This is a genomic window from Bacillus cereus group sp. MYBK15-3, assembly GCF_051916765.1.
GTDB classification, from domain to species: Bacteria; Bacillota; Bacilli; order Bacillales; family Bacillaceae_G; genus Bacillus_A; species Bacillus_A cereus.
In genome coordinates this window covers 271,166-292,962 of the sequence record NZ_JBQAHG010000005.1, presented here as the reverse complement: position 1 = coordinate 292,962, position 21,797 = coordinate 271,166, and the positions used below count along the sequence as shown (strand labels likewise).

Sequence of the window (21,797 nt, the reverse complement as noted above, 5' to 3'; positions counted from 1 at the left end):
GATTTGTCACTACCAGAGAAAACTTTAACATTCGTTTATATGTCCGTCAACTAGAAAATATAACAAAGGTAGAGCAGAATGTTAAGTGGAAGTGAAAATTTTCTTTGTTGAGAAATAAGAAATGAAGATGGGTAAGGGTTATCTAGAAATCTATTATATGAAGGAAATAGTGTGAAAATTAACGAACACTTGTTCTTTTTTGGTTTGTTTGTTACAATAAAAGTTCATTGATAGGTTTTGTGTAATTTCCATGAACTTTTACTGATAACATATTGTAGCTTATTTCTTTTTAAAAATAGGGAGGCTTTTTACATGAAACAAAAATTTTCAGTTGAAGCGTTTTGGAAGAAAGTAAAACATGTTGCAAAGCAAGCAGGGCAATCGGTCATTTATGCAAGTTTATTACTGTTTTACGTTTTGCAAAGACCCGATGTTCCAAAACGAGTGAAAATTATTGTAATTGGAGCACTCGCTTATTTTATTGCACCGATTGATGCGATTCCAGATTTCATTGCTGGAATTGGCTATACGGATGATTTGGGGGCGTTAACGGCCGCACTAATACAGGTGTCGTTATACGTCAATGAAGATGTGAAAGATAAGGCACGAGTGAAGTTGGCAGAATGGTTTGGTTCGGATATAGACACAACATTTATCGATCAGAAATTAGGTCAATAGGTGAAACCTGTCATAAGGTGACAGGACGAACGTAAGCGAGGAAGTGCATTATGCCATCAGGAAGAACGCATACGAAAATAAACTTAATATCCCTTCCGGTTGTTTTGTTTTTGCTCTTTTCGTATGGATTAACAAATTTTGATTTTTTATTAACTTTTGCGATTGGTTTTTTAGTAGGTACTTCATTTTTAACACCAGATTTAGATACGTACAGTAATGCTTATAACAAATGGGGTTTCTTACGTATATTTTGGTATCCTTATAAGAAAGTAATGCCGCATCGATCTTTCTTTACACATACGATTATACTTGGTGATGTAATTCGTATTGCGTACATGTTAATCGTCTTTTCTCCATTTTTATTACTATTAAATGTAATCGCACTGGATGGTAATTTAATAGAAATTGCGAAGAAGCATGAGGTTGAAATTGTAACGTTCTTAATGGGAATTGTTGTGGCAAGTACGCTCCACATTATAGCGGATAAAGTGAATACGCGCCGAAAGAAAATGATGAGAAAAAAGAAGAAACGCAGAAGATAAAGTGAACGAATTAGGAAAAGGGCCCCTTGCAAATTGCAAGGGGCCCTTTTTAAACAAACATTTGTTTAAAATTAAGCTTTCAGCACTTTAATTCCTTTTACAATGTTCCAGATGAAGTAGTATAAGCTGATGATTCCGCAAATAGCTAAGACAATCATTGATCCAATTCCAAGTGTTACATCTGGTTGATCAGATCCAAGGCCCATAATTCCTAGAATAGTTACGCCAATGAATGTAGCGATACTTGGAATGATGTGTGTCCATAGAGCACGTTTTGCATGTGGTTTTGTTTCAGCGTCTCCCACAATCCAAACGATAATAGGGAATAAGATAGGGGCAAATAGTACACTAAAGTATGATAACGCAGCTAATATTTTATTTCCGTTCATATATATCACCTCATGAATAATTTCTGTTGTTATACTATTATTATGCAATAATTTTGGCAAACTTCCTATCGATGAACATTACAAGAACGTGACGATTTTGTAAGATTTTCTGTTAAATAATAAAATTTTCAAAAAAATCTTTTTTAATAGAAATTGTTATGGTACAGTATAAATGGAAGTTGTTGAAAACGTTTTCTTAAACGTTTTTTTATTTTAGGCTTAAAGGTATGATGACCTGATAGTCTATTGATGAGGTTATTCTATTTAAAAGGGGATTCTTTAGGGGGAGAGAACAATGAACACATGGACACAAGTTTATGATCCATTCGGAAACATTTGGATTTCGGCAGCGGTCGCACTTATTCCGATTATCTTTTTTTTCTTAGCTTTAGCAGTTTTCCGCATGAAGGGGTATGTGGCAGGATTTATTACAGTTGTACTTACAGTTTTAGTAGCGTTATTCGCTTATAAAATGCCGTTCGCGATGGCAATGGCAGCAACCGGGTACGGTTTTTTGTACGGGTTATGGCCAATTGCTTGGATTATCATTATGTCCGTATTTTTATATAAAATTTCTGTGAAAACAGGTCAATTTGATGTGATTCGTGCATCGGTATTATCGATTACGAACGATCATCGTCTACTCGTTATTTTAATTGGATTTTCATTTGGAGCATTTTTAGAAGGAGCGGCAGGATTTGGGGCACCAGTAGCGATTACAGCAGCGCTTCTTGCGGGTCTTGGGTTAAATCCTTTATACGCAGCAGGTCTTTGTTTGATTGCAAATACTGCACCAGTGGCGTTCGGAGCGATGGGAATTCCGATTACAGTTGCTGGACAAGTAACAGGTATTGATCCACATAAAATTGGACAAATGGCTGGGCATCAATTACCGTTCCTATCATTATTTGTTCCATTCTTTATCGTATTTTTAATGGATGGATTTAAAGGGATAAGACAAACGTGGCCTGCGTTACTTGTAGCGGGTAGTTCATTTGCGATTACGCAGTTCATTACAGCGACATTTTTAGGACCGGAACTTCCGGATATTACATCGGCACTTGTAAGTTTAATTAGTTTAGCGCTGTTCTTAAAAGTTTGGCAGCCGAAAGAAACTTATCAATCTGGGCAAGCAAATAGTGAAGTAGCAGCAACAACGACAGTAGCATCGATGCCAAAATTAACGTTTGGAAAAGTAGTGAAGGCATGGTCCCCATTTATCGTATTAACGGTTATGGTAGTCATTTGGAGCCAAAGTTTCTTTAAGGCATTATTCGCTCCAGGAGGGGCTTTAGAAAGTCTTGTATTTAAGTTTGAAATTCCAGGTCTGCATAATTTAGTAATGAAAGCAGAGCCAATTGTAAATAAACCAACGCCTTACGAGGCAATTCTGAAGTTTGATGTATTATCGGCAACTGGAACAGCGATTTTAATTGCTTGTATCATTTCCATGTTTATTTTGAAAATGAATGTAAAAGATGCAGCAGTGACATTTAAAGAAACGTTAAGCGAATTAAAAATGCCAATTCTATCTATCGGATTTGTACTAGGGTTTGCATTTATCGCAAACTATTCTGGTCTATCTTCTACGTTAGCGTTAGCATTAGCCGGAACTGGCGGACTATTCCCGTTCTTCTCACCATTCTTAGGCTGGATTGGCGTATTCCTAACAGGGTCTGATACGTCTGCGAATGCACTGTTCTCAAATTTACAAGCCATTACAGCGCAGCAAGTTGGCGTATCTGAAGTGCTTCTTGTTGCAGCAAATACAACAGGCGGTGTAACAGGGAAAATGATTTCCCCGCAGTCGATTGCGATCGCTTGTGCGGCGGTTGGTCTTGCTGGAAAAGAATCGGATTTGTTCCGTTTTACAGTGAAGCATAGCTTATTCTTCGTAATTATTGTTGGTATTATGACGTATGTGCAGGCGTATTATTTAACGTGGATGATTCCGTAAAGTGCAAAAGAAATAAACTTTTCATTTTTCAGATTATCGTGTATGATGGGAAAGTATTGAAAATTAAATCAGTGATAAACTAGGGGTGCCTAACGTATGCGTAGGCTGAGAGAGAAGCGCGTGAACTTCTTAACCCTTTGGACCTGATCTGGCTCGTACCAGCGTAGGGAAGTTAACGGCTTTACATAATGATGTCTTTATGAGCCAGGTCCTTATTTTTTTATGGACCTGGCTCTTTTTATTTTGGCATGCGCTGGCCATATCTTGTCCTTGTCACGAACAGGGGGGCAACAAAATTTATGAAACAATCTGTTTCAGCTGAGCAAATTGAATTGAAGTCGAGTTTACCAGGGAGTAAGAAAGTATATGTGGATGGACCACGAGAAGGTATGAAAGTGCCGATGCGTGAGATTGAACAAAGCGAAACGAATGGCGTTCCAAATCCACCAATCCGTGTGTATGATACGAGCGGTCCTTATACAGATCCTGCGTATAAGGTCGAGTTGGAAAAAGGAATTCCAACGCCGCGCCACTCTTGGATTATGGGGCGTGGTGATGTAGAAGCATACGAAGGGCGTGAAGTGAAACCAGAGGATGACGGTGTGAAAGTAGCTTCGAAGCATACACCTGTTTTCCCGCAAATGGATCGCCAGCCGCTTAGAGCAAAGCAAGGTGCAAACGTTACGCAAATGCACTATGCACGTAATGGCATTATTACGTCTGAGATGGAATACGTTGCGATTCGTGAAGGGGTAGAGCCGGAGTTTGTTCGTAAGGAAATCGCAGAAGGTCGCGCTATTTTACCAGCGAATATTAATCATCCAGAAGCTGAACCGATGATCATCGGGCGTAATTTCCATGTGAAGGTAAACGCCAATATCGGAAACTCAGCTGTATCTTCTTCGATTGCAGAAGAAGTAGAGAAGATGACATGGGCAACGCGCTGGGGTGCAGATACGATTATGGATTTATCTACAGGTAAAAATATTCATACGACGCGGGAGTGGATTATTCGTAACGCGCCTGTACCAGTTGGAACTGTACCGATCTATCAAGCGCTGGAAAAAGTAAACGGAATTGCAGAAGATTTAACGTGGGAAGTATATCGTGATACGTTAATTGAGCAGGCGGAGCAAGGCGTTGATTACTTTACGATTCACGCTGGTGTATTGCTTCGTTACATTCCAATCACGGCAAAGCGTACGACAGGTATCGTTTCGCGCGGTGGTTCGATTATGGCGCAGTGGTGTTTATTCCATCATAAAGAAAACTTCCTATATACTCACTTTGAAGAGATTTGTGAAATTATGAAGCAGTATGATGTTTCGTTCTCTCTTGGAGATGGATTACGTCCAGGGTCTATTGCAGATGCCAATGACGAAGCACAGTTTTCTGAGCTTGAAACACTTGGTGAATTAACCAAAATTGCTTGGAAACATGATGTGCAAGTTATGATTGAAGGACCTGGACACGTACCGATGCACTTAATTAAAGAGAATATGGAGAAAGAGCTTGATATTTGTCAGGGCGCGCCGTTTTACACACTTGGGCCACTAACGACAGATATTGCACCAGGTTATGACCATATTACATCTGCAATTGGAGCTGCGATGATTGGCTGGTTTGGAACAGCGATGCTTTGTTATGTAACGCCGAAAGAACATTTAGGTTTGCCAAACAAAGATGATGTACGCACGGGTGTTATTACGTACAAAATTGCAGCGCATGCGGCTGATCTTGCGAAAGGACATAAAACGGCTCATCAGCGTGATGATGCACTTTCAAAAGCACGCTTCGAATTCCGTTGGCGCGATCAATTTAATTTATCTTTAGATCCTGAACGTGCGATGGAATATCATGATGAAACGTTGCCTGCAGAAGGGGCAAAGACAGCTCACTTCTGTTCAATGTGTGGACCGAAGTTTTGTAGTATGAGAATTTCACATGATATTCGTGAATATGCAAAAGAAAATGATTTAGAAACGACAGAAGCAATTGAAAAAGGAATGAAAGAGAAAGCAGAAGAATTTAAAGAAGCTGGTAGTCATTTATATCAATAACATGTTACACCTCTTTACTTGATTGATCACACTGTAGTACCTAACTTTATTATAGAAGAAGCCCCATTTGCTAAGACGGTAGCAAATGGGGCTTCTGTTGTTTATAAGGCGAAGAAGAGATGTACCCAGTAGAATAAGAGGAATAGTGTGACGACTGTTGTGAGCGGGATAACGATAAGGGATACACTTAAATAGTCTTTCCATTTTACTTTAATTTTGTTTTGTTTCAGAATATACATCCAAATGAGTGAAGCTAGCGTACCAATTGGTAGTAATAGTGAACCGATGTCACTACCAATGATGTTTGCAAGATAGATAGTTTTTAATGTGACTGGATCTAGTCCCATTTCTGTTAATGTGATTGTACCAATCATAAGGGCAGGATGGTTATTGAAGACGTTAGAGAGGATGGATACAAGTCCGCCCATTGCAAAGCTAGCATAGAGTAGATGCTGATTCACAATTGGCTCGAGCCATTGTACAAGTGCAGCTGTTAATCCTGCGTTGTGGAGTCCGTAAATAATGACGTACATAGAGAAAGCGAAAATTAAAATGTGCCACGGTGTCTTTTTCAAAATGTCGACAGGATTTGTTCGTAAGTAGTACCATCTCCAAATGAGCAGAACGAGTGAACCAAGTACCGCAACGATTTCAATTGGGATGGATAAGAAGGATGCAACGAATAGAAGACAGCGCATAAGGAAGACGAAACCTAATACTTTTAACATGAATCTTGTCCGTTTTTGTTTCGTATCAACAGAATTATTTCCTTTTAGTGGATGGAAGTTTTTCGTGAAGAAAATTTCTTCAATATCATATGAAGAAACAGGTAATTTTTTCGGAAGTTTTTTCTTCAAAACTGTATACATGAGCCATGACATAAATAATAAGCCTAATGTTGCAGGTACAAACATCATAGCGGTATGCATATAAAGAGTCATATGGACGATGTTTAATGCGATTAAATTTACGATATTACTTACACCAATTGGTGCACTAGATGCCGTAGCGATTAAAGCTCCGCTTAATAAATAAGGAATTTGTTGATGTGGTTTTAATTGAAGGTTTTTTAGAAGAAGAATTAAAATGGGAGTTGTAATTAAAATACTACCGTCGTTATTAAATAAAAGAGTCATAAGAAAACATAATAATTGAATATACCAGTATAGACGGCGTCCGGAACCTTTCGCTAGATTTGCCAGTTTCGCTGCGGACCAATGGAAGAAGCCGAAGCTTTCTAATATAACTGCCATAACAATAGTTGCTAATATTGTTATGGAAGCACCGCCAATTTTACTTATAATATCCATGATGTCTGGTTTTGATACAAGTCCAGTAATTATGATGATACCAGCTCCGATTGCTGCTGGCCATGCCTCATTTAAGCCGCGAGGTCGCCAAAAGATAACGATCATCGTTAAGAAAAATACAATAATAGTAATCCATATTTCAATGCTCATATTTTGCCTACCTTTCTATTTTCCCTTGAACAGATGTAGCTTGTCTCAAGTTTATATTGGTAGTATATTCAGCAAAAAATAAGAAGAACTAGACGTATAACGAGATGAACCGAATATGTGTTTTTCAAGCTAAAGGACAAGTGTCACGAATAGTGAAATAACTATTATGAGAGGAGTCTATAAATTATTGGGCAGTAAGATAGTAAATGAAATTTATATGGGCGATTATTGAGATATATTGGCGCAAGTTAAAATATATCAGCGATTATTGAGATATATCGGCGCAAGTTAAAATATATCAGCGATTATTGAGATATATCGGCGCAACTAAAAATATATCAGCGATTATTGAAATATATCGGCGCAAGTTAAAATATATCAGCGATTTTTAAAATATATCGACTTATCGACAAAACATGAAAAAAGGAGCCCATCCCAAAATGCCTTTTGGAACAGACTCCAATGCTATATTATTTTTCTTTCAAAAAAGTACGATCCTTCAAGAATAAGTTCCAGAAGAAAATAAATCCTGGTAATAAAATTGCAATCCCAATTGCGTATAGAATGAGCAGTGCATAGAACGTTTCTTTCGTTGTAAAGCTTGTAAATACCGTTACGTCAGGATAAATAATATACGGTAAATGCGCGACCCCGTAAGCATAGCTTGCAAATGCATATTGAGCGACGACAGCTAAAACGGCAATGCGAGGGTATCCTAGTGTATTGTACTTTTTGTTTGTCCACCAAAGGGACGAGTATCCGATAACGAATAAAACAATAGAAACTGTAAACCATGGGAATTGCTTTATTAATCCTTGCATAAGCCAATGTGTTTCTGGATCCATTACAACGAGGGCAATAATTGCCGTAACGAGCGTTGCAGGACCAAGGATGATAGCATTTCTTCTATAAATTCTATACGTATCTTCTGAACTTTGTTCTCTCGAAAAATCAGCAAGAAAGAGAGAGGAGAGAAATAGTTCAGAAGTTAGTCCGAAGAGCATATAACAGTAGATAACTGGGCTAGAAAGAAGTTTTCCATATAGGAGTACTTCCTTTCCTTCAGACATTGTAATATAGGCTCCCTCTGTAACGGGTAAAACGGTAATTAATAGTGCTGGAATTAATAGACCAGTAATACCTGAAATAACCCGAAGAAGGTATTGATATTTTGGCAAGGAGTAAGCAAATACCATAAATGTACTACGTACTGCAATGAGCACTAAAATTAACATAACTGGTACGAACATTACTGTCGCAAGAGTAAAGGCCGCTTTCGGAAAGAAGCCGAGAAATGCGACAACGACGAAAACGAGAAACGTATTTGTTACTTCCCAAGTTGGTGATAAGTATCGATTCGCAAGTTTAGCAGCGAGCGTCGGATGTTTTGCGTATACCATGCCCCAAAAACCAGCGCCAAAATCAATGGACCCTAGTATACTGTATACGAAAATAAGGGCCCATAAGATGATGATTGCAATACTTTCCTCATACATGAGAATCGCCTCCTTGGTGTTGTAAATCATTCTTTAATGGATGTCTTCTAAAGAATGTCCGTAGAACAATGACTGTTAAAATAGCGAGTCCAATATACAAAATGATGAACAAAACAAATAAAGGACCGACGAAATCGGCGCGTGTAGATGCATCGACGGTACGTTGCATACCATAAATTGTCCATGGTTGACGACCGCTACAACTGAAAATCCATCCGAATTCAATACCGAGCATCATAATTGGTCCGCATGCGGCAGCCCCCCAAAGTAGCCACTTCGGTAGTTCTGTTCCCTTTTTTCGGTACACGAAATACCAATATAAGAGTGCAATTGTTGCAACAGCAAAGGTAAACGCAGCAGTTCCTACCATTAAGTTGAATAGTGTATGTGTATAAAATGGTGGCCATGTTTCTTGTGGGAATTCGTTTAGTCCTTTTACGACAGTGCTAGGGTCTAGTCCCACTAATAAGCTAAGCATGTTTGGAATTTCAAGTGCATAGTTTAGTTCAAGTGTATTAGGATCCACAACTCCGCCAATGGATAGCGGTGCGTGTGATGTCGTTTCAAATAAAGCTTCAGCAGATGCAAGTTTTTCAGGTGAGTGTTTATGTAAGGCAATCGCTGATTCATGTCCTGAAAGCCACATCGTAGCGCCTGTAATAAATGTAACGACAAGCCCTAATAGCAGCCCTTTTTTATGATAAGCAATTTCACGTGTACTTAAATTTTTCTTCAATAATTTAAATCCAGCAATAGAAGCAATGACAGCCGCACCGGTTGCATAAGCCGTAATAACGACATGAAATGCACTTGTGCCAAAACTTGGATTAAAGAAAGCTTTCCACGGATCAACGTTAAAAACAGATCCATCTGGATTCATTGAAAAGCCTGCTGGTGTATTCATCCATGTATTTGCTGATGTAATAAGCACGGCGGATGCCGTGGCACCAAGCATGACGAAAAATAGCGAGATTAATCTCATAAATGGAGGAAGTTTATCAGCTGCATATACGTAAATCGACATGAATAAAGCCTCCAAAAAGAAGGCGAAAATCTCAATTTGGAAGGGAACAGAAATAACTTGCCCAACAATTTTGGCGAAACCAGGCCAAAGAAGTGAGATTTGCACACCAACAATTGTTCCAGTTGGAATTGCTACACCGAGAAGAATAGCAAACGCCTTTGTCCATCTTTTCGCCATAATGGCATAGTCGGAGTCTTTCTTCCAGTGATAGAGTATTTCGCTTATAAAAATCATCAATGAAAGTCCGACGCCAAGTGTTGCAAAAATAATGTGGAATGCTAATGAAGAACCAAAAAATGCTCTTGCTAATGTTACCGTATCCATATGTAAACTCCTCTTCTTTTTTGCCATTATTTTCTGATTGAATTGGAAGATTTATTCAAAAAAACTACCAAAAATATATATGTATTTAAAAAGTGAATATGATAATATAATGTTGTAATATTTTGAATAGAAAGAAATAAATAGTTTCTCATGTTTTGTTTGTTTTTTTTACAGGAATCTTTTATAATCTTTTATGCGAACATAAGTTCTATTTTTCAAAAAGAAGAAGTTTATGTGAAATGGAGAGGGTGTTTTATGTATCCTGAAGTCATTAAAAAGATGGCATTTTCAAAAGAGCATAGAGATTTATTATTGAAGCTATATAATAAAGAGATTACACGTCGTGAATATGATCGGCTTGTACAATCGCTATATAAACCTTCTAAAGAGGTTTACGAGGGATAGAAATGGGGGAGACAATCTAGTGGATTGTCTTTTTTAAATTTATGTATGTTCTGATAAAATTAAGGTTAGCCTTACTAGGGAGGTGAAAAGATTGCGGAAACGTTTATATATAGGGATTGGAATTATCTTCTTGATCGCTTTAGGTGGAATTGTATTTTGGTCAGCTTTACAAGGAAACCGTACAGAAAATTTTATTTTAAGACATATGGTGAATGACAATGGAACGCTTGCCACGTACCGTTTAGTAGATACTAAGGCAGGTACGGGTGAAGCAAAGGGACGTGAAGCTTTATCAGAATCAGCGGGATTATGGTTACAATATACACTTGATAAAGATGATCAGGCGTTATTTGATGAGCAAGTAAAGGTTATTCAAGATAATTTCGTATATAAGAATCATATCGTTTTATGGAAACTCTCTGAAAAGGGAGAGAGGCAGTCAGCTACAAATGCACTTATAGATGATCTTCGTATTATAGAACAATTATATCGTGCTTATGAAATGTATAAGGAAGAGCGTTATAAAAACCTTGCCGATCAATTAAGTGATGCTGTACTTCGTTATAATAAAAAAGATAATTATTATGTTGATTATTATGATGCAGATGCAGGGAAACAAAATAATTTTGTAACAACATCATACATAAATCCACGTGCATTCTCCTATATGAAGAAGTACGACAAAGTTTCTGCTCAGCAATATCAGGAAGTCGTTCAATTTTTAGCGGACTATCCAAGGCATGGCTGGGCATTCCCGAAAGAGTATAAAGAAGATGGTACATTTACGTACGATAAAGAAGTGAATCTTATTGACCAATCATACGTTGCATATCATCGAAGTTTAGGTGGTCTTTCATCAACTGCTTATTTGGAATTTATAAAGAAGAAATTCCAGGAGGATGGAAAGCTATACGGTCGTTACAATTTAGAAACGGGAAAACAAACTGTGAATTATGAATCGCCAGCCGCATACGGATTAACGATTTTGTACGTACTACAAACAGGTGATAAAAAGTTTGCGAAAGAATTGTATGATCATATGGCCACATTCCGAAATGATAACGTATTTAGTAGATATTACGGTGGATATGTAACAGGTGAAAATAATAATACGCATATTTTTGATAATGTACTACCACTTTTAGCTGAAATGGAATTAAAAAAGAGTGAACAATAAAAGTTGCCACCATATGAGGGTGGCAACTTTTATTTGTTGATATAATTTTACGTCCTAATGTTGGAGAAGTAATCAATCACGAATTCACGGAATTGCTGAGCTGTTTTTGATAAGTAGCGTTTTTTTGACCAACTTAATCCGATGGTTCGCTGACAATTGGGTTCAATAATACGCAACTTGCTTGATGCTAAAGTAGAGTTTTTTAATAAAGTTAAACTTGGAACAAAAGCGATGCCGAGACCTTGCTTAATGAGGTCGCTAATCACGGTCGGTTCATCTACTTCAAAAGCAATATGCGGAGTGAAACCAGCTTCTTTGCAAAATCCATCCGTTAAGTGTCGAAATCCATAGCCAGTGTTCATACTAATAAACGGTTCGTTTTTTACTTCATGCAGGTGGATATTTTCTCGGCCTGATAAACGATGGCCTGAAGGGACGACTAAGAAAATTTCTTCTGTAATAAGTGGTTCCCAAACAATCTCCTCACCTTCAATTGGCACAGAGGAGATACAAAAGTCAATTTCTATATTATCTAGTTGTCGTTTCATAGAAGGAGTGGATGCAAGAAATTGTTGGAATCGAACGTTAGGATGTTCTAGTAAAAAAGAGCCAAGTAGTTCTGGTAATATTCTCGGAATAGAAACGGCCAGTGTAATAGAGCTTTGTTGTAATTCGGCTAAATCTTTAATTTCTCGTTGCCCTTCGCTTAATTCATGAAAAATACGTTCTACTCGTTTTAAAAATACTTTTCCGAAAGAATTTAAAGTAATCTGTCGGCCTTGGCGATCAAATAAAGGGACTCCTAAATCCTTTTCGAGTCTAGCGATTGTTTTGCTGAGTGAAGGTTGCGCGATATGCAATTCTTCAGCTGCCTTTGTCATGTGTTCTAGTCGTGCAACTGTCTGAAAGTATTTTAACTGGAGCAGTTCCATTTCGAGTCTCCTTTCTATAGACCAAAAGGAATGAATTAATAATTAAAGATGTATTATACAGTATGTAAAGTGACGTGTATAGTAAATCTGTTAAACCATTCGAAGGGTGTTAAATTAGAAGAGGAGTATGTTTCATGAAGGGAATTAAACTTATATTTAAAGATTGGAAAGCGATGTGGCACCATAAACATGGACGTATCGCTTTAATTTTTTTATTAATCGTTCCGTTAATTTATTCAGGATTCTTTTTAGCTGGATATTGGGATCCGTACGGAAAATTAGATAAATTACCTGTTGCGGTTGTGAATTTAGATAAGGGTGCTGCGATGGATGAAAAAACAATTCATGCAGGAGACGATTTTGTTAAAAATTTAAAAGAGAATAAGGAATTGGCTTTTCATTTCGTATCAGAAAAAAGTGCGGATGAAGGGTTAAAAGAAGATAAATATTATATGGTTGTTACGATTCCGGAAGATTTCTCTAAAAAGGTAAGTACACTTATGGATGAGAAACCAGAGCCAGCAAAGTTGCAGTACAAAGTAAATCCAGGTAAAAACTTTGTAGCGGCTCAAATTGGAACGACAGCTGTTGAAAATATGAAAACAAAAATCTCAAACAGTATTACGAAATCATATACAGAAGGTGTTTTTTCAAAGTTTCAAGATTTGGCACAAGGGTTGAGTGATGCAAGTAATGGTGCTGAGAAGTTACATGAAGGAACGACCGATGCAAAAAATGGAGCGAATCAGCTTGCGAATGGTATTGATCGTTTAAGTGACGGGACATCGAAATTGAAAGAAGGAAGTGACAAGCTTGAGTCTAGCCAATCTGCCTTAACGGGGGGAGCAAATGAGCTGAGTCAAGGAGCGACATCACTTCATAGTGGTATGGAGTTATTAGCACAAGGTGAAAAAACGTTACAATCAGGAGTTAGTGAATTAAGTGCTGGTACAAATGAATGGGTGAGCGGAAGTGAGAAGCTTGCTGAAGGGCAAGTAAAAGCGGATGGGGCGGCTAATAGTGTGAAACAACAATTAGAAGAGTACGTGAAAAATCATCCAGAAGTGCAGCAAGATCCCGCTTTTCAAAAAATTGTTGCTACGTCTAATGGACTAGCTAAAGCAACAAGTACTTTAAATAGTAGCCAACAACAATTGACACAAGGTGCGAAGAAGCTAACTGATGGTCAACATAAGATTGAAGAAGGCATGAATACATTCGGATTTAAGTTAAATGAAGCTACTGCTGGAACGAAAAAGATAGCAGATGGTGCATCGAATTTGGCTGATGGATTTATGAAGTGGGGAAATGGATTTACATCCCTGCAAGAAGGTGTAAATCAGCTTGCGAGTGGTGGAACGGAGCTGAATAACGGTGCTAGTAAATTAACAAATGGACTTGTTAAACTTGATGATGGTGCGAAAGAACTTTCTACGAAATTAGGAGAGGGCGCAGAGAAGATAGCGGATGTTCGTAATGATGATGCACGCAATACGATGTTCTCAGAGCCAGTTCAGTTAGTGAAGTCAACAGTTTCTGACGTTCCTAACTACGGTTCAGGCATTGCACCATATTTCTTATCACTTGCATTTTATGTTGGCGGAATTATGGCATCGAATATTTTACCTCTTGGCCGCAGACAAAACATGAAGGTAAGCGGAACGGTACATTTTATCAATAAACTAGGATTGGTATATTTAATTGGACTCATTCAAGCGCTACTCGTAGATGTAGTTGTGCTAGGAGTTATGAAATTAGAAGTTGCAAGTGTGCCACTTTTTGTTTTATCAAGTATTGTTATTTCCTTTACGTTCATGACATTTATTCTTATGTTAGTAACAGTATTTGGTCTTGTTGGAAAATTCTTAGCGGTAACGCTTCTTGTCCTGCAATTAGCGACGAGCGGAGGTACTTTCCCAGGAGAATTAAACATAGCTGTTCTTAGCAAAATTGGACAGTTTCTCCCAATGTCTCATTCTCTTAGAGGATTACAAGATGTTATTTCTTTAGGAGATTGGTCGCAATTACAAATGCAAATTTTAATATTGTTATGTTATCTCGTTGTTGCCGGTGGAATTGCTTGGATCACGAGCCATATACAGCATAGAGAAACGAATGCAGAACAAGTTTCTTAAAATGAAATAAGCTATCCGATTTTTCGGATAGCTTATTTTTTATTTGCGTTCCATTACTGCAAAGTAATTATTTTCATTATCAGCAAAGTTGAATGCTCTACCAGTAGGTAAATCTACAACCTGTCCAACTGTGACATTTTTCTCAGAAAGATCTTTATATAGACGGTCTAAGTCATTTGAGAAGAACATAAGTGAAGGTGTATTTAGGTTTAGTTCAGGTTGCATCTTCGCGATTAACGCTTTATCGTGAAGGACGATGCTTGTTCCTGCTTCTTTCGCCGGTGCAATTTCAATCCAGCGGAATCCGTTTCCGTTATTTTCTTCCGCAATGATTTGGAACCCTACTTTTTCTGTCCAAAATTGTACTGTTTCGTCTTGGTTATTTACATATAGCATAATTTGTCCAACTTGATTAATCATAGGTGTCTCTCGCTTTCTTTTTATATGCGTATTATTATATCAAATATATGGCTTGAATAGTTTTTTATGATTTTTTCGTAATACAACCTTCGTCCATTTCATCTTTGTTGTAGGAGAAGGCCCTGTAATCCAAGTATGAAATAGTATTGTGCTACAAATGACCATTGTTGAAATAGAGATAATGGCCGTTAACACAAATAGTAATAGGCTATATAATATAGTATTTTCTTGCAGTGTGAATAAGGAAAGAAGTTTTGTGCATAGTTGCAAGAAGAATAAATGAGCTAAATAAGCACCATACGTGTAATTACCAATGAAACGTAACGTTTTATATAAGAAACCCCGACGCTGTACTATCATAATAGATAACACATACAGTATGATAATTTCGCATACGATATATAAAAACATAGATGGTTTTAAATAGGTAGAAACAGTTAAATGAATAGAGTTTGCTCCGTAAAAACTAAACAACTCATAATTGATGAATAAAAATAAGATGAAAAATAATATTGTTATAAGCGGGATATGTTTCATGACGAATAGACGCCAAGTTTTTAGTGCTACAGCGGCAATGCCGCCCATAACGAAATAGAATGAGTAGAATAGAAATGATCGATCTGTATAATGTAAAATTGTTGAACTTGTTAATTTTTCTCCATTAAAAATATAGTGAGAAGAGAACCACATTAATAGAAAATATAGGCAAGCGAAAAAGGTCATATATTTATATATGTCTTTTTTATTTTCTGTTCGTTTTTGAAACCAATAAAAAAGTGTGCATAGTAAAGGGAACAATAAGTGAATTTGGAACATCATAATAACGTACCAAAGATGGGGCGCGGCTGTTCCGAGTAATAAACTTTTTATTCCGCTTTGTAATGTAATAAGATCGTTTGTTGTTAATAAGTAAAGAATAGACCAAAAGAAATACGGAATGAGTAAGTGTATCGCTTTTTCGGAAATATATTCTTTATATACTAATTGCTTTGTATAGTGACGAATTAAGTGAAATCCAACGATAAATATGAATGCTGGTGCTGAGAATTTTGCAAGATTAAATAGCATGCCCATAATGAGGGATTGCTCAAGTAAGACATTTCCTTGATTCATTGTATATAATAAGGAACTTTGCAAAACGACAGCGAGAAATGCAATGCTTTGCAAAACTTTAAATTCTGGTGCGCTTTGTGTCATTATTTCCATCTCCTGTTCCATACATGATTATAGTACGGAGAATGGATAATGGATGTGGAATATTTGTGAAGGTTTTAACAAATTTGTGGCGGAATGGATTAACAACAAAGAAAGAGGATGCTCGTTTGGAGCATCCTCTTTGTATTTATTAAGCAAATTTGTTTTTGATCCAGTTCTTACCTTCTACAAGGCGAGCTGTCATTACGGCACAAGCGTTATCTGCTGTTACGTTTAACATCGTTGCAGGAGGATCAATGATTGTACTGATTGCTGCGATAATTGGCAATGCTTCTGGCGGGAAGCCATATAAAGAAACGATTAACATTTCACCAATCATACCGCCGCCTGGAATAGCGCCCATTACTGTTCCTACTAATAGAGAAACAACAAGTGCGATTGCTAATGTTTTCGGTCCTTCGAATTCCATGTTGAAAATACCGAATAAGAAAGCAATTTTTAATACGCCGCCTAAAACAGAGCCATCTTTATGAAGAGTAGAACCAAGAAGGACAACTGTTTCACGAACGTCTGAAGAAATACCCATTTTCTTTGTTGCTTCTAAGTTTGCTGGAATACTTGCGGCACTACTACAAGTTGCAAGTGATGTAACTGTAGGAGAGACCATGTTCTTCCAAAATACTTGTACACCTTGTTTGCGACCTGCAAGGTATGCATAGAATGTGAAGAATACAAAGAAATAAATGAGAGAAGCAGGATAGTATACCATTGCTGCTCGGAAGTAAGTTCCAAGAAGTTGTGGTCCGAATTCGCCAACTAATGCTGCGAAGTAAGCAGCAAGTCCGATTGGAGCGTAGTACATAATGAAAGATACAACCTTCATTGAAATCTCTGCACCAGCTTGTAGGAATGTAGCAAATGGCTTTCCTTTTTCGCCAACTGCTGAAGTTGCAATCCCCATTAAGATAGAGAAGAAAATAAGAGCTAACATATTTTCACGAGATAGTAACTTCGAGAAGTCAGATACTGTTAAAATACCGACGATTTGATCTGCAACACTAACAGCTTTACCGGCTTTGTCAGGTTGTGTTAGTTCTAGTACAACACCTTGTGCTGGCGGGAATACTTTCACGACAATAATCATAAAAATAGCAGCTAAAATACTTGTAAATAAGAAAGTCCCAGCCATACTAGACATAATTTTACCGAAACGTTTTAATCCATCCATATTAGCAATAGACGATGCGATGCTAAAGAACACTAGAGGTACAACAATCGTAAACATTAAGTTTAAGAAAATGTCACCAAGCGGCTTTAAAGCAACTGCATCGGCACCCATGAAATAACCAATGAAACCACCAATTAGGATAGAAGATAATAAAATAAGTGGAAAGCGATATGCCTTCATAAATATATCCTCCTATCAATTAAAAAAATCATACTGAATCATTATAGCGAGTTAGGGGCCTCTTTACTAGGAGAATACGGATAAATGGAATAGCGTGAAAATCAAGAAATTTTTGTTTTTAAGCTCGGCATACAGCAGGAAATCTAGACATATATATTTGTAACCTAGTGGTGGCAAGGAGTGCACCATAACTTAGGTAGAGAAAAAGGGGGAGGGAAGCGGGATGAATATTTTACTTTGCTGTGCAGCGGGAATGTCTTCCAGTTTGATTGTTACAAAGATGGAGAAAGCAGCAGAGGCAAGAGGGATAGAAGTAACAATCTGGGCAGTATCAGGTTCTGAAGTGAATAGTCATATTGATAAAGCTGATGTTCTTTTACTTGGACCGCAAGTACGTTATTTATTACCGAAAATGAAAGAATTATGTAAGGATAAAGGGATACCTGTTGATGTCATTCAATCTGTTCATTACGGACTTTGTAATGGAGAAGCTATCTTGCAAGCAGCTTTGTTAATGAAACCATGAGGAGAGTGGGATAGATGATACGGTTTTTAGAGAAGTATGTGATGCCGGTAGCAGGGAAGGTTGCAGAGCAGAGGCATTTACAAGCAATTCGAGATGGAATTATTTTAACGATGCCTTTCTTAATTATTGGATCGTTTTTCCTCATTATTAGTGCACTGCCGATACCGGGATATAACGATTTTATGGCAGGTTTGTTTGGGGAGAATTGGCAGCGAGCTTTAGGGTATCCAGTTAGTGCAACTTTTAATATAATGGCTTTAATAGCTGTTTTTGGAATCGCTTACAGACTTGGGGAGTATTATAAAGTAGATGCTTTAGCATCCGGGGCATTGTCGCTTGTGACGTTTTTACTTGCGACTCCATTTCAAGTTGCATATATTATACCAAGTACAAAAGAAAGTGTACTTGTAGAAGGCGCTATCCCAGCTGCATTAATGGGAAGCCAAGGGTTATTTGTAGCAATGATTATTGCACTTATATCTACTGAACTTTATCGGTTTATTGTACAAAAAAAGATAATTATAAAGATGCCAGAGACAGTTCCACCAGCTGTCACGCGTTCATTTGTAGCACTTGTTCCAGGATTTATTGTTGTAACAGTTATTTGGATTTTACGCTTAATTATAGAAAATACTTCTTTTGGCAGTATCCATAATATTGTAGGACAAATTTTACAGGAACCGCTTAGTGTACTTGGTGCTAGTCTTTGGGGCGCGATAATAGCAGTTATTCTCGTTCATGTTCTTTGGTCTTGTGGAATTCATGGTGCTACTATTGTTGGTGGTGTAATGAGCCCCGTTTGGTTGTCGTTAATGGATCAAAACCGAGTTGCTTTTCAAGCTGGGCAAGATGTACCAAATACGATTACGGCACAGTTTTTTGACTTATGGATTTATATGGGCGGTTCTGGTGCAACGCTTGCTCTAGTTGTCGGAATGTTACTATTTGCACGAAGTCAACAATTAAAAAGTTTAGGGAGATTGTCAATTGCACCTGGTATATTTAATATTAATGAGATGGTAACTTTTGGTATGCCGATTGTGATGAACCCACTTTTACTAATTCCATTTATATTAGTTCCAGTCGTGCTAACAATTGTTTCTTACTTTGCAATGGAATGGGGATGGGTTGCACGTCCGAGTGGGGCCGCTGTACCTTGGACGACACCTATTCTTTTTAGTGGATATTTAGGATCGGGCGGGAAAATTTCAGGTGTTATTTTGCAACTTGTTAACTTTGCGCTAGCATTCTTCATTTATTTACCGTTCTTAAAAATATGGGATAAACAAAAACTGGCGGAAGAAAAGGGGGAGTAAAGAACTACAATGGATACGATAGAGACGAAAGCTTTTCATTTAATCTTGCATGGGGGAAACGCGAGAAGTTGTTCAATGGAAGCAATTGATTGTGCGAAGCGTGGGGAGTTTACAGAAGCTGAAGCTAAATTACAAGAAGCACTAGAGGAATTAAAGGAGGCGCACCGCGTACAAACGGAGCTTATCCAGAAAGAGGCTGGTGGCGAAAAGACCGAAGTTACTCTTTTAATGGTACACGCGCAAGACCATTTAATGAATGCAATTACGGTGAAAGAATTAGCGAGTGAGTTTGTAGAGTTATATAGGAAGATGTCGGTGGATGAATGAACCTTGCTTATGCAAGGTTTTTTTATTTCACTAAATAGTGGGTTAAAATAATGAATTATTTTTCATTGAAAAAGTTTTTTTAGTGTTTTTTCATGTTAAACACAACTAGACGACTAAACACTAATCTATTTTCATACAGTTATGTGTTAAAAGCGTGTTGTTTTATAACACACTGTGTGTTTTTGGGACGACACACTAATTGAAAGCGTTAACACACAAAGAAAATGCTCGAAAAAGCACTGATTTTAGTGGTTTTGAAAAGTTGGCACGCTAATTGCATTAATAAATAGCGTAAAGAAAAATAAATAAACATAAATTTTTTATACTACACAAGGGGGATTTTCAAATGAATATTTTATTATGTTGTTCAGCAGGGATGTCTACAAGTTTACTAGTTACAAAAATGGAAGCGGCTGCAAAAGCTCGCGGTCTAGAAGGAAAGATTTGGGCTGTATCTGGGGATGCAGTAAAAAACAATATCGACCAAGCTGATGTATTATTACTAGGACCACAAGTTCGTTATATGCTCTCTTCAATGAAAACGCTTGCTGACGAGAAAAACGTTGGAATCGACGTTATCAATCCAATGCACTACGGCATGATGAATGGAGAAGCAGTTTTAGATCACGCATTAACACTTAAAAAATAATTAGGGGGGAAGCGAAATGCAAAAGTTTATTGCATTTATGGAGAAATATATTGTTCCTGTCGCTGGTAAAATCGGATCGCAACGTCACTTAGCTGCGATCCGTGACGGATTTATTGCAGTTATGCCACTTATTTTAGTTGGTGCACTGGCATCACTAATTAATGGTTTTCCATCTGAAGTTTTCCAAGATTTCATGAAAGGTTTGTTTGGTGAAACGTGGAAACAAGTCGGCGGCGGAATGTGGACTGGTTCTTTCGCGATTCTAGCACTAATCATAGCATTTACAACAAGTTATAACTTAGCAAAATCTTACGGCGTTGATGGTTTGTCAGCAGGTATTATTTCATTTGGTGCGTTAATTATTCTTACACCAACAACACCGAAAGAAGGCGGATTGAACTTAGCTTGGACAGGTGCACAAGGGTTATTCGTAGCAATTATTGTGGCACTCCTTGTTACTGAAGTATTCCGTTTCTTTGTACAAAGAAACATTACTTTTAAAATGCCTGATGGAGTACCACCAGCAGTTTTAAGATCTTTCGCAGCTATAGTTCCAGCATTTGTTATCTTAACAGTAGTTGCAGGTATTCAATTAGCAGTGAAATTATCTGGTACAAGTGTTCATGAATTTATTTTTAATACGATTCAATCACCACTGCAAAGTTTAGCAGGGACATTACCAAGTGCAATTATCATTGTAATCCTTGTTCATCTTCTTTGGTTCTTCGGTTTACATGGGCCAAATATCGTTGGTGGTATTATTGAGCCATTATACTTACCGGCATTAGAGAAAAATATGAATTTATTCAAAGGTGGTACATCTGCATTTGATGTTCCAAATATTATTACAAAACCATTCTTTGATACTTTCGTATACCTTGGTGGTTCTGGTGCGACATTAGCATTCTTAGTAGTGGTATTACTCGTAGCAAAAAGTGCACAATTACGTGGTGTATCTCGCTTATCAATTGGACCTGGTGCATTTAACATTAACGAACCAGTAATATTTGGTACACCAATTATTTTAAATCCAATTTTATTCTTACCTTTTATCCTAACACCAATTGTATTAGTAATTACTTCTTATACAGCTATATCTATGGGGTGGGTACCAAAAACAGTTGTGATGATTCCATGGGCAACACCACCAATTATTAGTGGTTATCTTGTAACAGGTGGACATATTTCTGGTGCAATTCTACAGTTATTCAACTTTGTAATTGCAATGGTAATTTATTATCCATTCGTTGTGTTATGTGACCGTTCAGTTGTTCGTACTGAAAAAGCAGCAGCACAAGGTAATAGTAATTCTTTACCTATGTAACATAGTAATTGTTCTCACAGGCAACAGTGTCTGTGAGAACAATTACCTTTATATCATGTTCAAAAAGATGAAAAACATCTATATGAACACTAA

20 protein-coding genes and 1 riboswitch are annotated in these 21,797 nt (G+C 37.4%); of the genes, 12 read left to right on the top strand and 8 right to left on the bottom strand.

All coding sequences use genetic code 11. The features are described 5' to 3' along the window. Positions 1 to 312: 312 nt before the first annotated feature. Together ACTFR8_RS21460 and ACTFR8_RS21455 are read left to right on the top strand one after the other, a co-directional pair. Positions 313 to 678, top strand: coding sequence for a YkvA family protein (locus tag ACTFR8_RS21460; protein ID WP_000810369.1), 366 nt, complete (start codon positions 313 to 315; stop codon positions 676 to 678). Between the two features lie 50 nt (positions 679 to 728). Further along, positions 729 to 1,220: a metal-binding protein gene (locus ACTFR8_RS21455; protein ID WP_001139060.1), complete on the top strand. Its 492-nt coding sequence runs from the start codon at positions 729 to 731 to the stop codon at positions 1,218 to 1,220. A gap of 71 nt (positions 1,221 to 1,291) precedes the next feature. Here the strand turns inward: ACTFR8_RS21455 and ACTFR8_RS21450 are convergent, their stop codons facing one another. Continuing rightward, positions 1,292 to 1,609, bottom strand: a complete 318-nt coding sequence (locus ACTFR8_RS21450) for a DUF4870 domain-containing protein (RefSeq protein WP_001014099.1) — start codon at positions 1,607 to 1,609, stop codon at positions 1,292 to 1,294. Positions 1,610 to 1,904: 295 nt separating this feature from the next. Between ACTFR8_RS21450 and lldP the strand changes: the two genes are divergently transcribed. Together lldP and thiC are read left to right on the top strand one after the other, a co-directional pair. Continuing rightward, on the top strand, positions 1,905 to 3,566 hold the full coding sequence (gene lldP / locus ACTFR8_RS21445) for an L-lactate permease (RefSeq protein WP_001099331.1): 1,662 nt from the start codon (positions 1,905 to 1,907) through the stop codon (positions 3,564 to 3,566). A gap of 71 nt (positions 3,567 to 3,637) precedes the next feature. Continuing rightward, positions 3,638 to 3,753, top strand: a riboswitch (TPP riboswitch). Between the two features lie 112 nt (positions 3,754 to 3,865). Then, complete coding sequence (gene thiC / locus ACTFR8_RS21440; RefSeq protein ID WP_000814479.1) at positions 3,866 to 5,626, top strand: phosphomethylpyrimidine synthase ThiC; 1,761 nt, start codon at positions 3,866 to 3,868, stop codon at positions 5,624 to 5,626. A gap of 101 nt (positions 5,627 to 5,727) precedes the next feature. Here thiC and ACTFR8_RS21435 read toward each other — a convergent pair whose 3' ends face one another. The 3 genes from ACTFR8_RS21435 to cydA form a co-directional block, all read right to left on the bottom strand. Then, positions 5,728 to 7,086 carry an arsenic transporter gene (locus ACTFR8_RS21435; protein WP_030029375.1) on the bottom strand — a complete coding sequence of 453 codons (1,359 nt, stop codon included), beginning with the start codon at positions 7,084 to 7,086 and terminating at the stop codon, positions 5,728 to 5,730. 470 nt (positions 7,087 to 7,556) lie between these two features. Then, a complete protein-coding gene (locus tag ACTFR8_RS21430; RefSeq protein WP_000272787.1) occupies positions 7,557 to 8,582 on the bottom strand; it encodes a cytochrome d ubiquinol oxidase subunit II in 1,026 nt (341 codons plus the stop codon). Further along, entirely contained in the window at positions 8,575 to 9,930 is a 1,356-nt protein-coding gene (gene cydA / locus ACTFR8_RS21425; RefSeq protein ID WP_000381987.1) for a cytochrome ubiquinol oxidase subunit I, read from the bottom strand. The genes ACTFR8_RS21430 and cydA overlap by 8 nt, the downstream gene beginning before the upstream one ends. A 255-nt stretch (positions 9,931 to 10,185) precedes the next feature. On the opposite strand from cydA, the gene ACTFR8_RS21420 reads away from it, so the two are divergent. After that, entirely contained in the window at positions 10,186 to 10,335 is a 150-nt protein-coding gene (locus ACTFR8_RS21420) for a hypothetical protein (protein WP_000283181.1), read from the top strand. Between the two features lie 91 nt (positions 10,336 to 10,426). Then, positions 10,427 to 11,512, top strand: a complete 1,086-nt coding sequence (locus ACTFR8_RS21415; RefSeq protein WP_001231654.1) for a hypothetical protein — start codon at positions 10,427 to 10,429, stop codon at positions 11,510 to 11,512. 47 nt (positions 11,513 to 11,559) lie between these two features. On the opposite strand, the gene ACTFR8_RS21410 is transcribed toward ACTFR8_RS21415, so the two are convergent. Continuing rightward, entirely contained in the window at positions 11,560 to 12,444 is an 885-nt protein-coding gene (locus ACTFR8_RS21410) for a LysR family transcriptional regulator (protein WP_000421939.1), read from the bottom strand. Between the two features lie 134 nt (positions 12,445 to 12,578). On the opposite strand from ACTFR8_RS21410, the gene ACTFR8_RS21405 reads away from it, so the two are divergent. Continuing rightward, a complete protein-coding gene (locus ACTFR8_RS21405) occupies positions 12,579 to 14,579 on the top strand; it encodes a YhgE/Pip domain-containing protein (protein WP_100616806.1) in 2,001 nt (666 codons plus the stop codon). Between the two features lie 39 nt (positions 14,580 to 14,618). On the opposite strand, the gene ACTFR8_RS21400 is transcribed toward ACTFR8_RS21405, so the two are convergent. From ACTFR8_RS21400 to ACTFR8_RS21390, 3 genes are all read right to left on the bottom strand, one after another. Further along, positions 14,619 to 14,999, bottom strand: a complete 381-nt coding sequence (locus ACTFR8_RS21400) for a VOC family protein (protein WP_000610162.1) — start codon at positions 14,997 to 14,999, stop codon at positions 14,619 to 14,621. A gap of 39 nt (positions 15,000 to 15,038) precedes the next feature. Then, on the bottom strand, positions 15,039 to 16,196 hold the full coding sequence (locus ACTFR8_RS21395) for an acyltransferase (protein ID WP_252209734.1): 1,158 nt from the start codon (positions 16,194 to 16,196) through the stop codon (positions 15,039 to 15,041). A gap of 148 nt (positions 16,197 to 16,344) precedes the next feature. Next, entirely contained in the window at positions 16,345 to 17,562 is a 1,218-nt protein-coding gene (locus tag ACTFR8_RS21390; protein ID WP_000649376.1) for a dicarboxylate/amino acid:cation symporter, read from the bottom strand. Between the two features lie 223 nt (positions 17,563 to 17,785). Between ACTFR8_RS21390 and ACTFR8_RS21385 the strand changes: the two genes are divergently transcribed. The 5 genes from ACTFR8_RS21385 (at position 17,786) to celB (ACTFR8_RS21365) (ending at position 21,704) form a co-directional block, all read left to right on the top strand. Next, complete coding sequence (locus ACTFR8_RS21385; RefSeq protein ID WP_001023554.1) at positions 17,786 to 18,088, top strand: PTS sugar transporter subunit IIB; 303 nt, start codon at positions 17,786 to 17,788, stop codon at positions 18,086 to 18,088. A 14-nt stretch (positions 18,089 to 18,102) separates the two neighbouring features. After that, positions 18,103 to 19,404, top strand: coding sequence for a PTS cellobiose transporter subunit IIC (celB, locus tag ACTFR8_RS21380; protein ID WP_252209733.1), 1,302 nt, complete (start codon positions 18,103 to 18,105; stop codon positions 19,402 to 19,404). 9 nt (positions 19,405 to 19,413) lie between these two features. Then, complete coding sequence (locus tag ACTFR8_RS21375; RefSeq protein WP_000379645.1) at positions 19,414 to 19,731, top strand: PTS lactose/cellobiose transporter subunit IIA; 318 nt, start codon at positions 19,414 to 19,416, stop codon at positions 19,729 to 19,731. A 346-nt stretch (positions 19,732 to 20,077) separates the two neighbouring features. Beyond that, complete coding sequence (locus ACTFR8_RS21370) at positions 20,078 to 20,380, top strand: PTS sugar transporter subunit IIB (protein WP_001023563.1); 303 nt, start codon at positions 20,078 to 20,080, stop codon at positions 20,378 to 20,380. 16 nt (positions 20,381 to 20,396) lie between these two features. Further along, positions 20,397 to 21,704 (top strand): PTS cellobiose transporter subunit IIC, encoded by a 1,308-nt coding sequence (gene celB, locus ACTFR8_RS21365; RefSeq protein ID WP_001168837.1) that lies wholly within the window; start codon positions 20,397 to 20,399, stop codon positions 21,702 to 21,704. Positions 21,705 to 21,797: the final 93 nt, after the last annotated feature.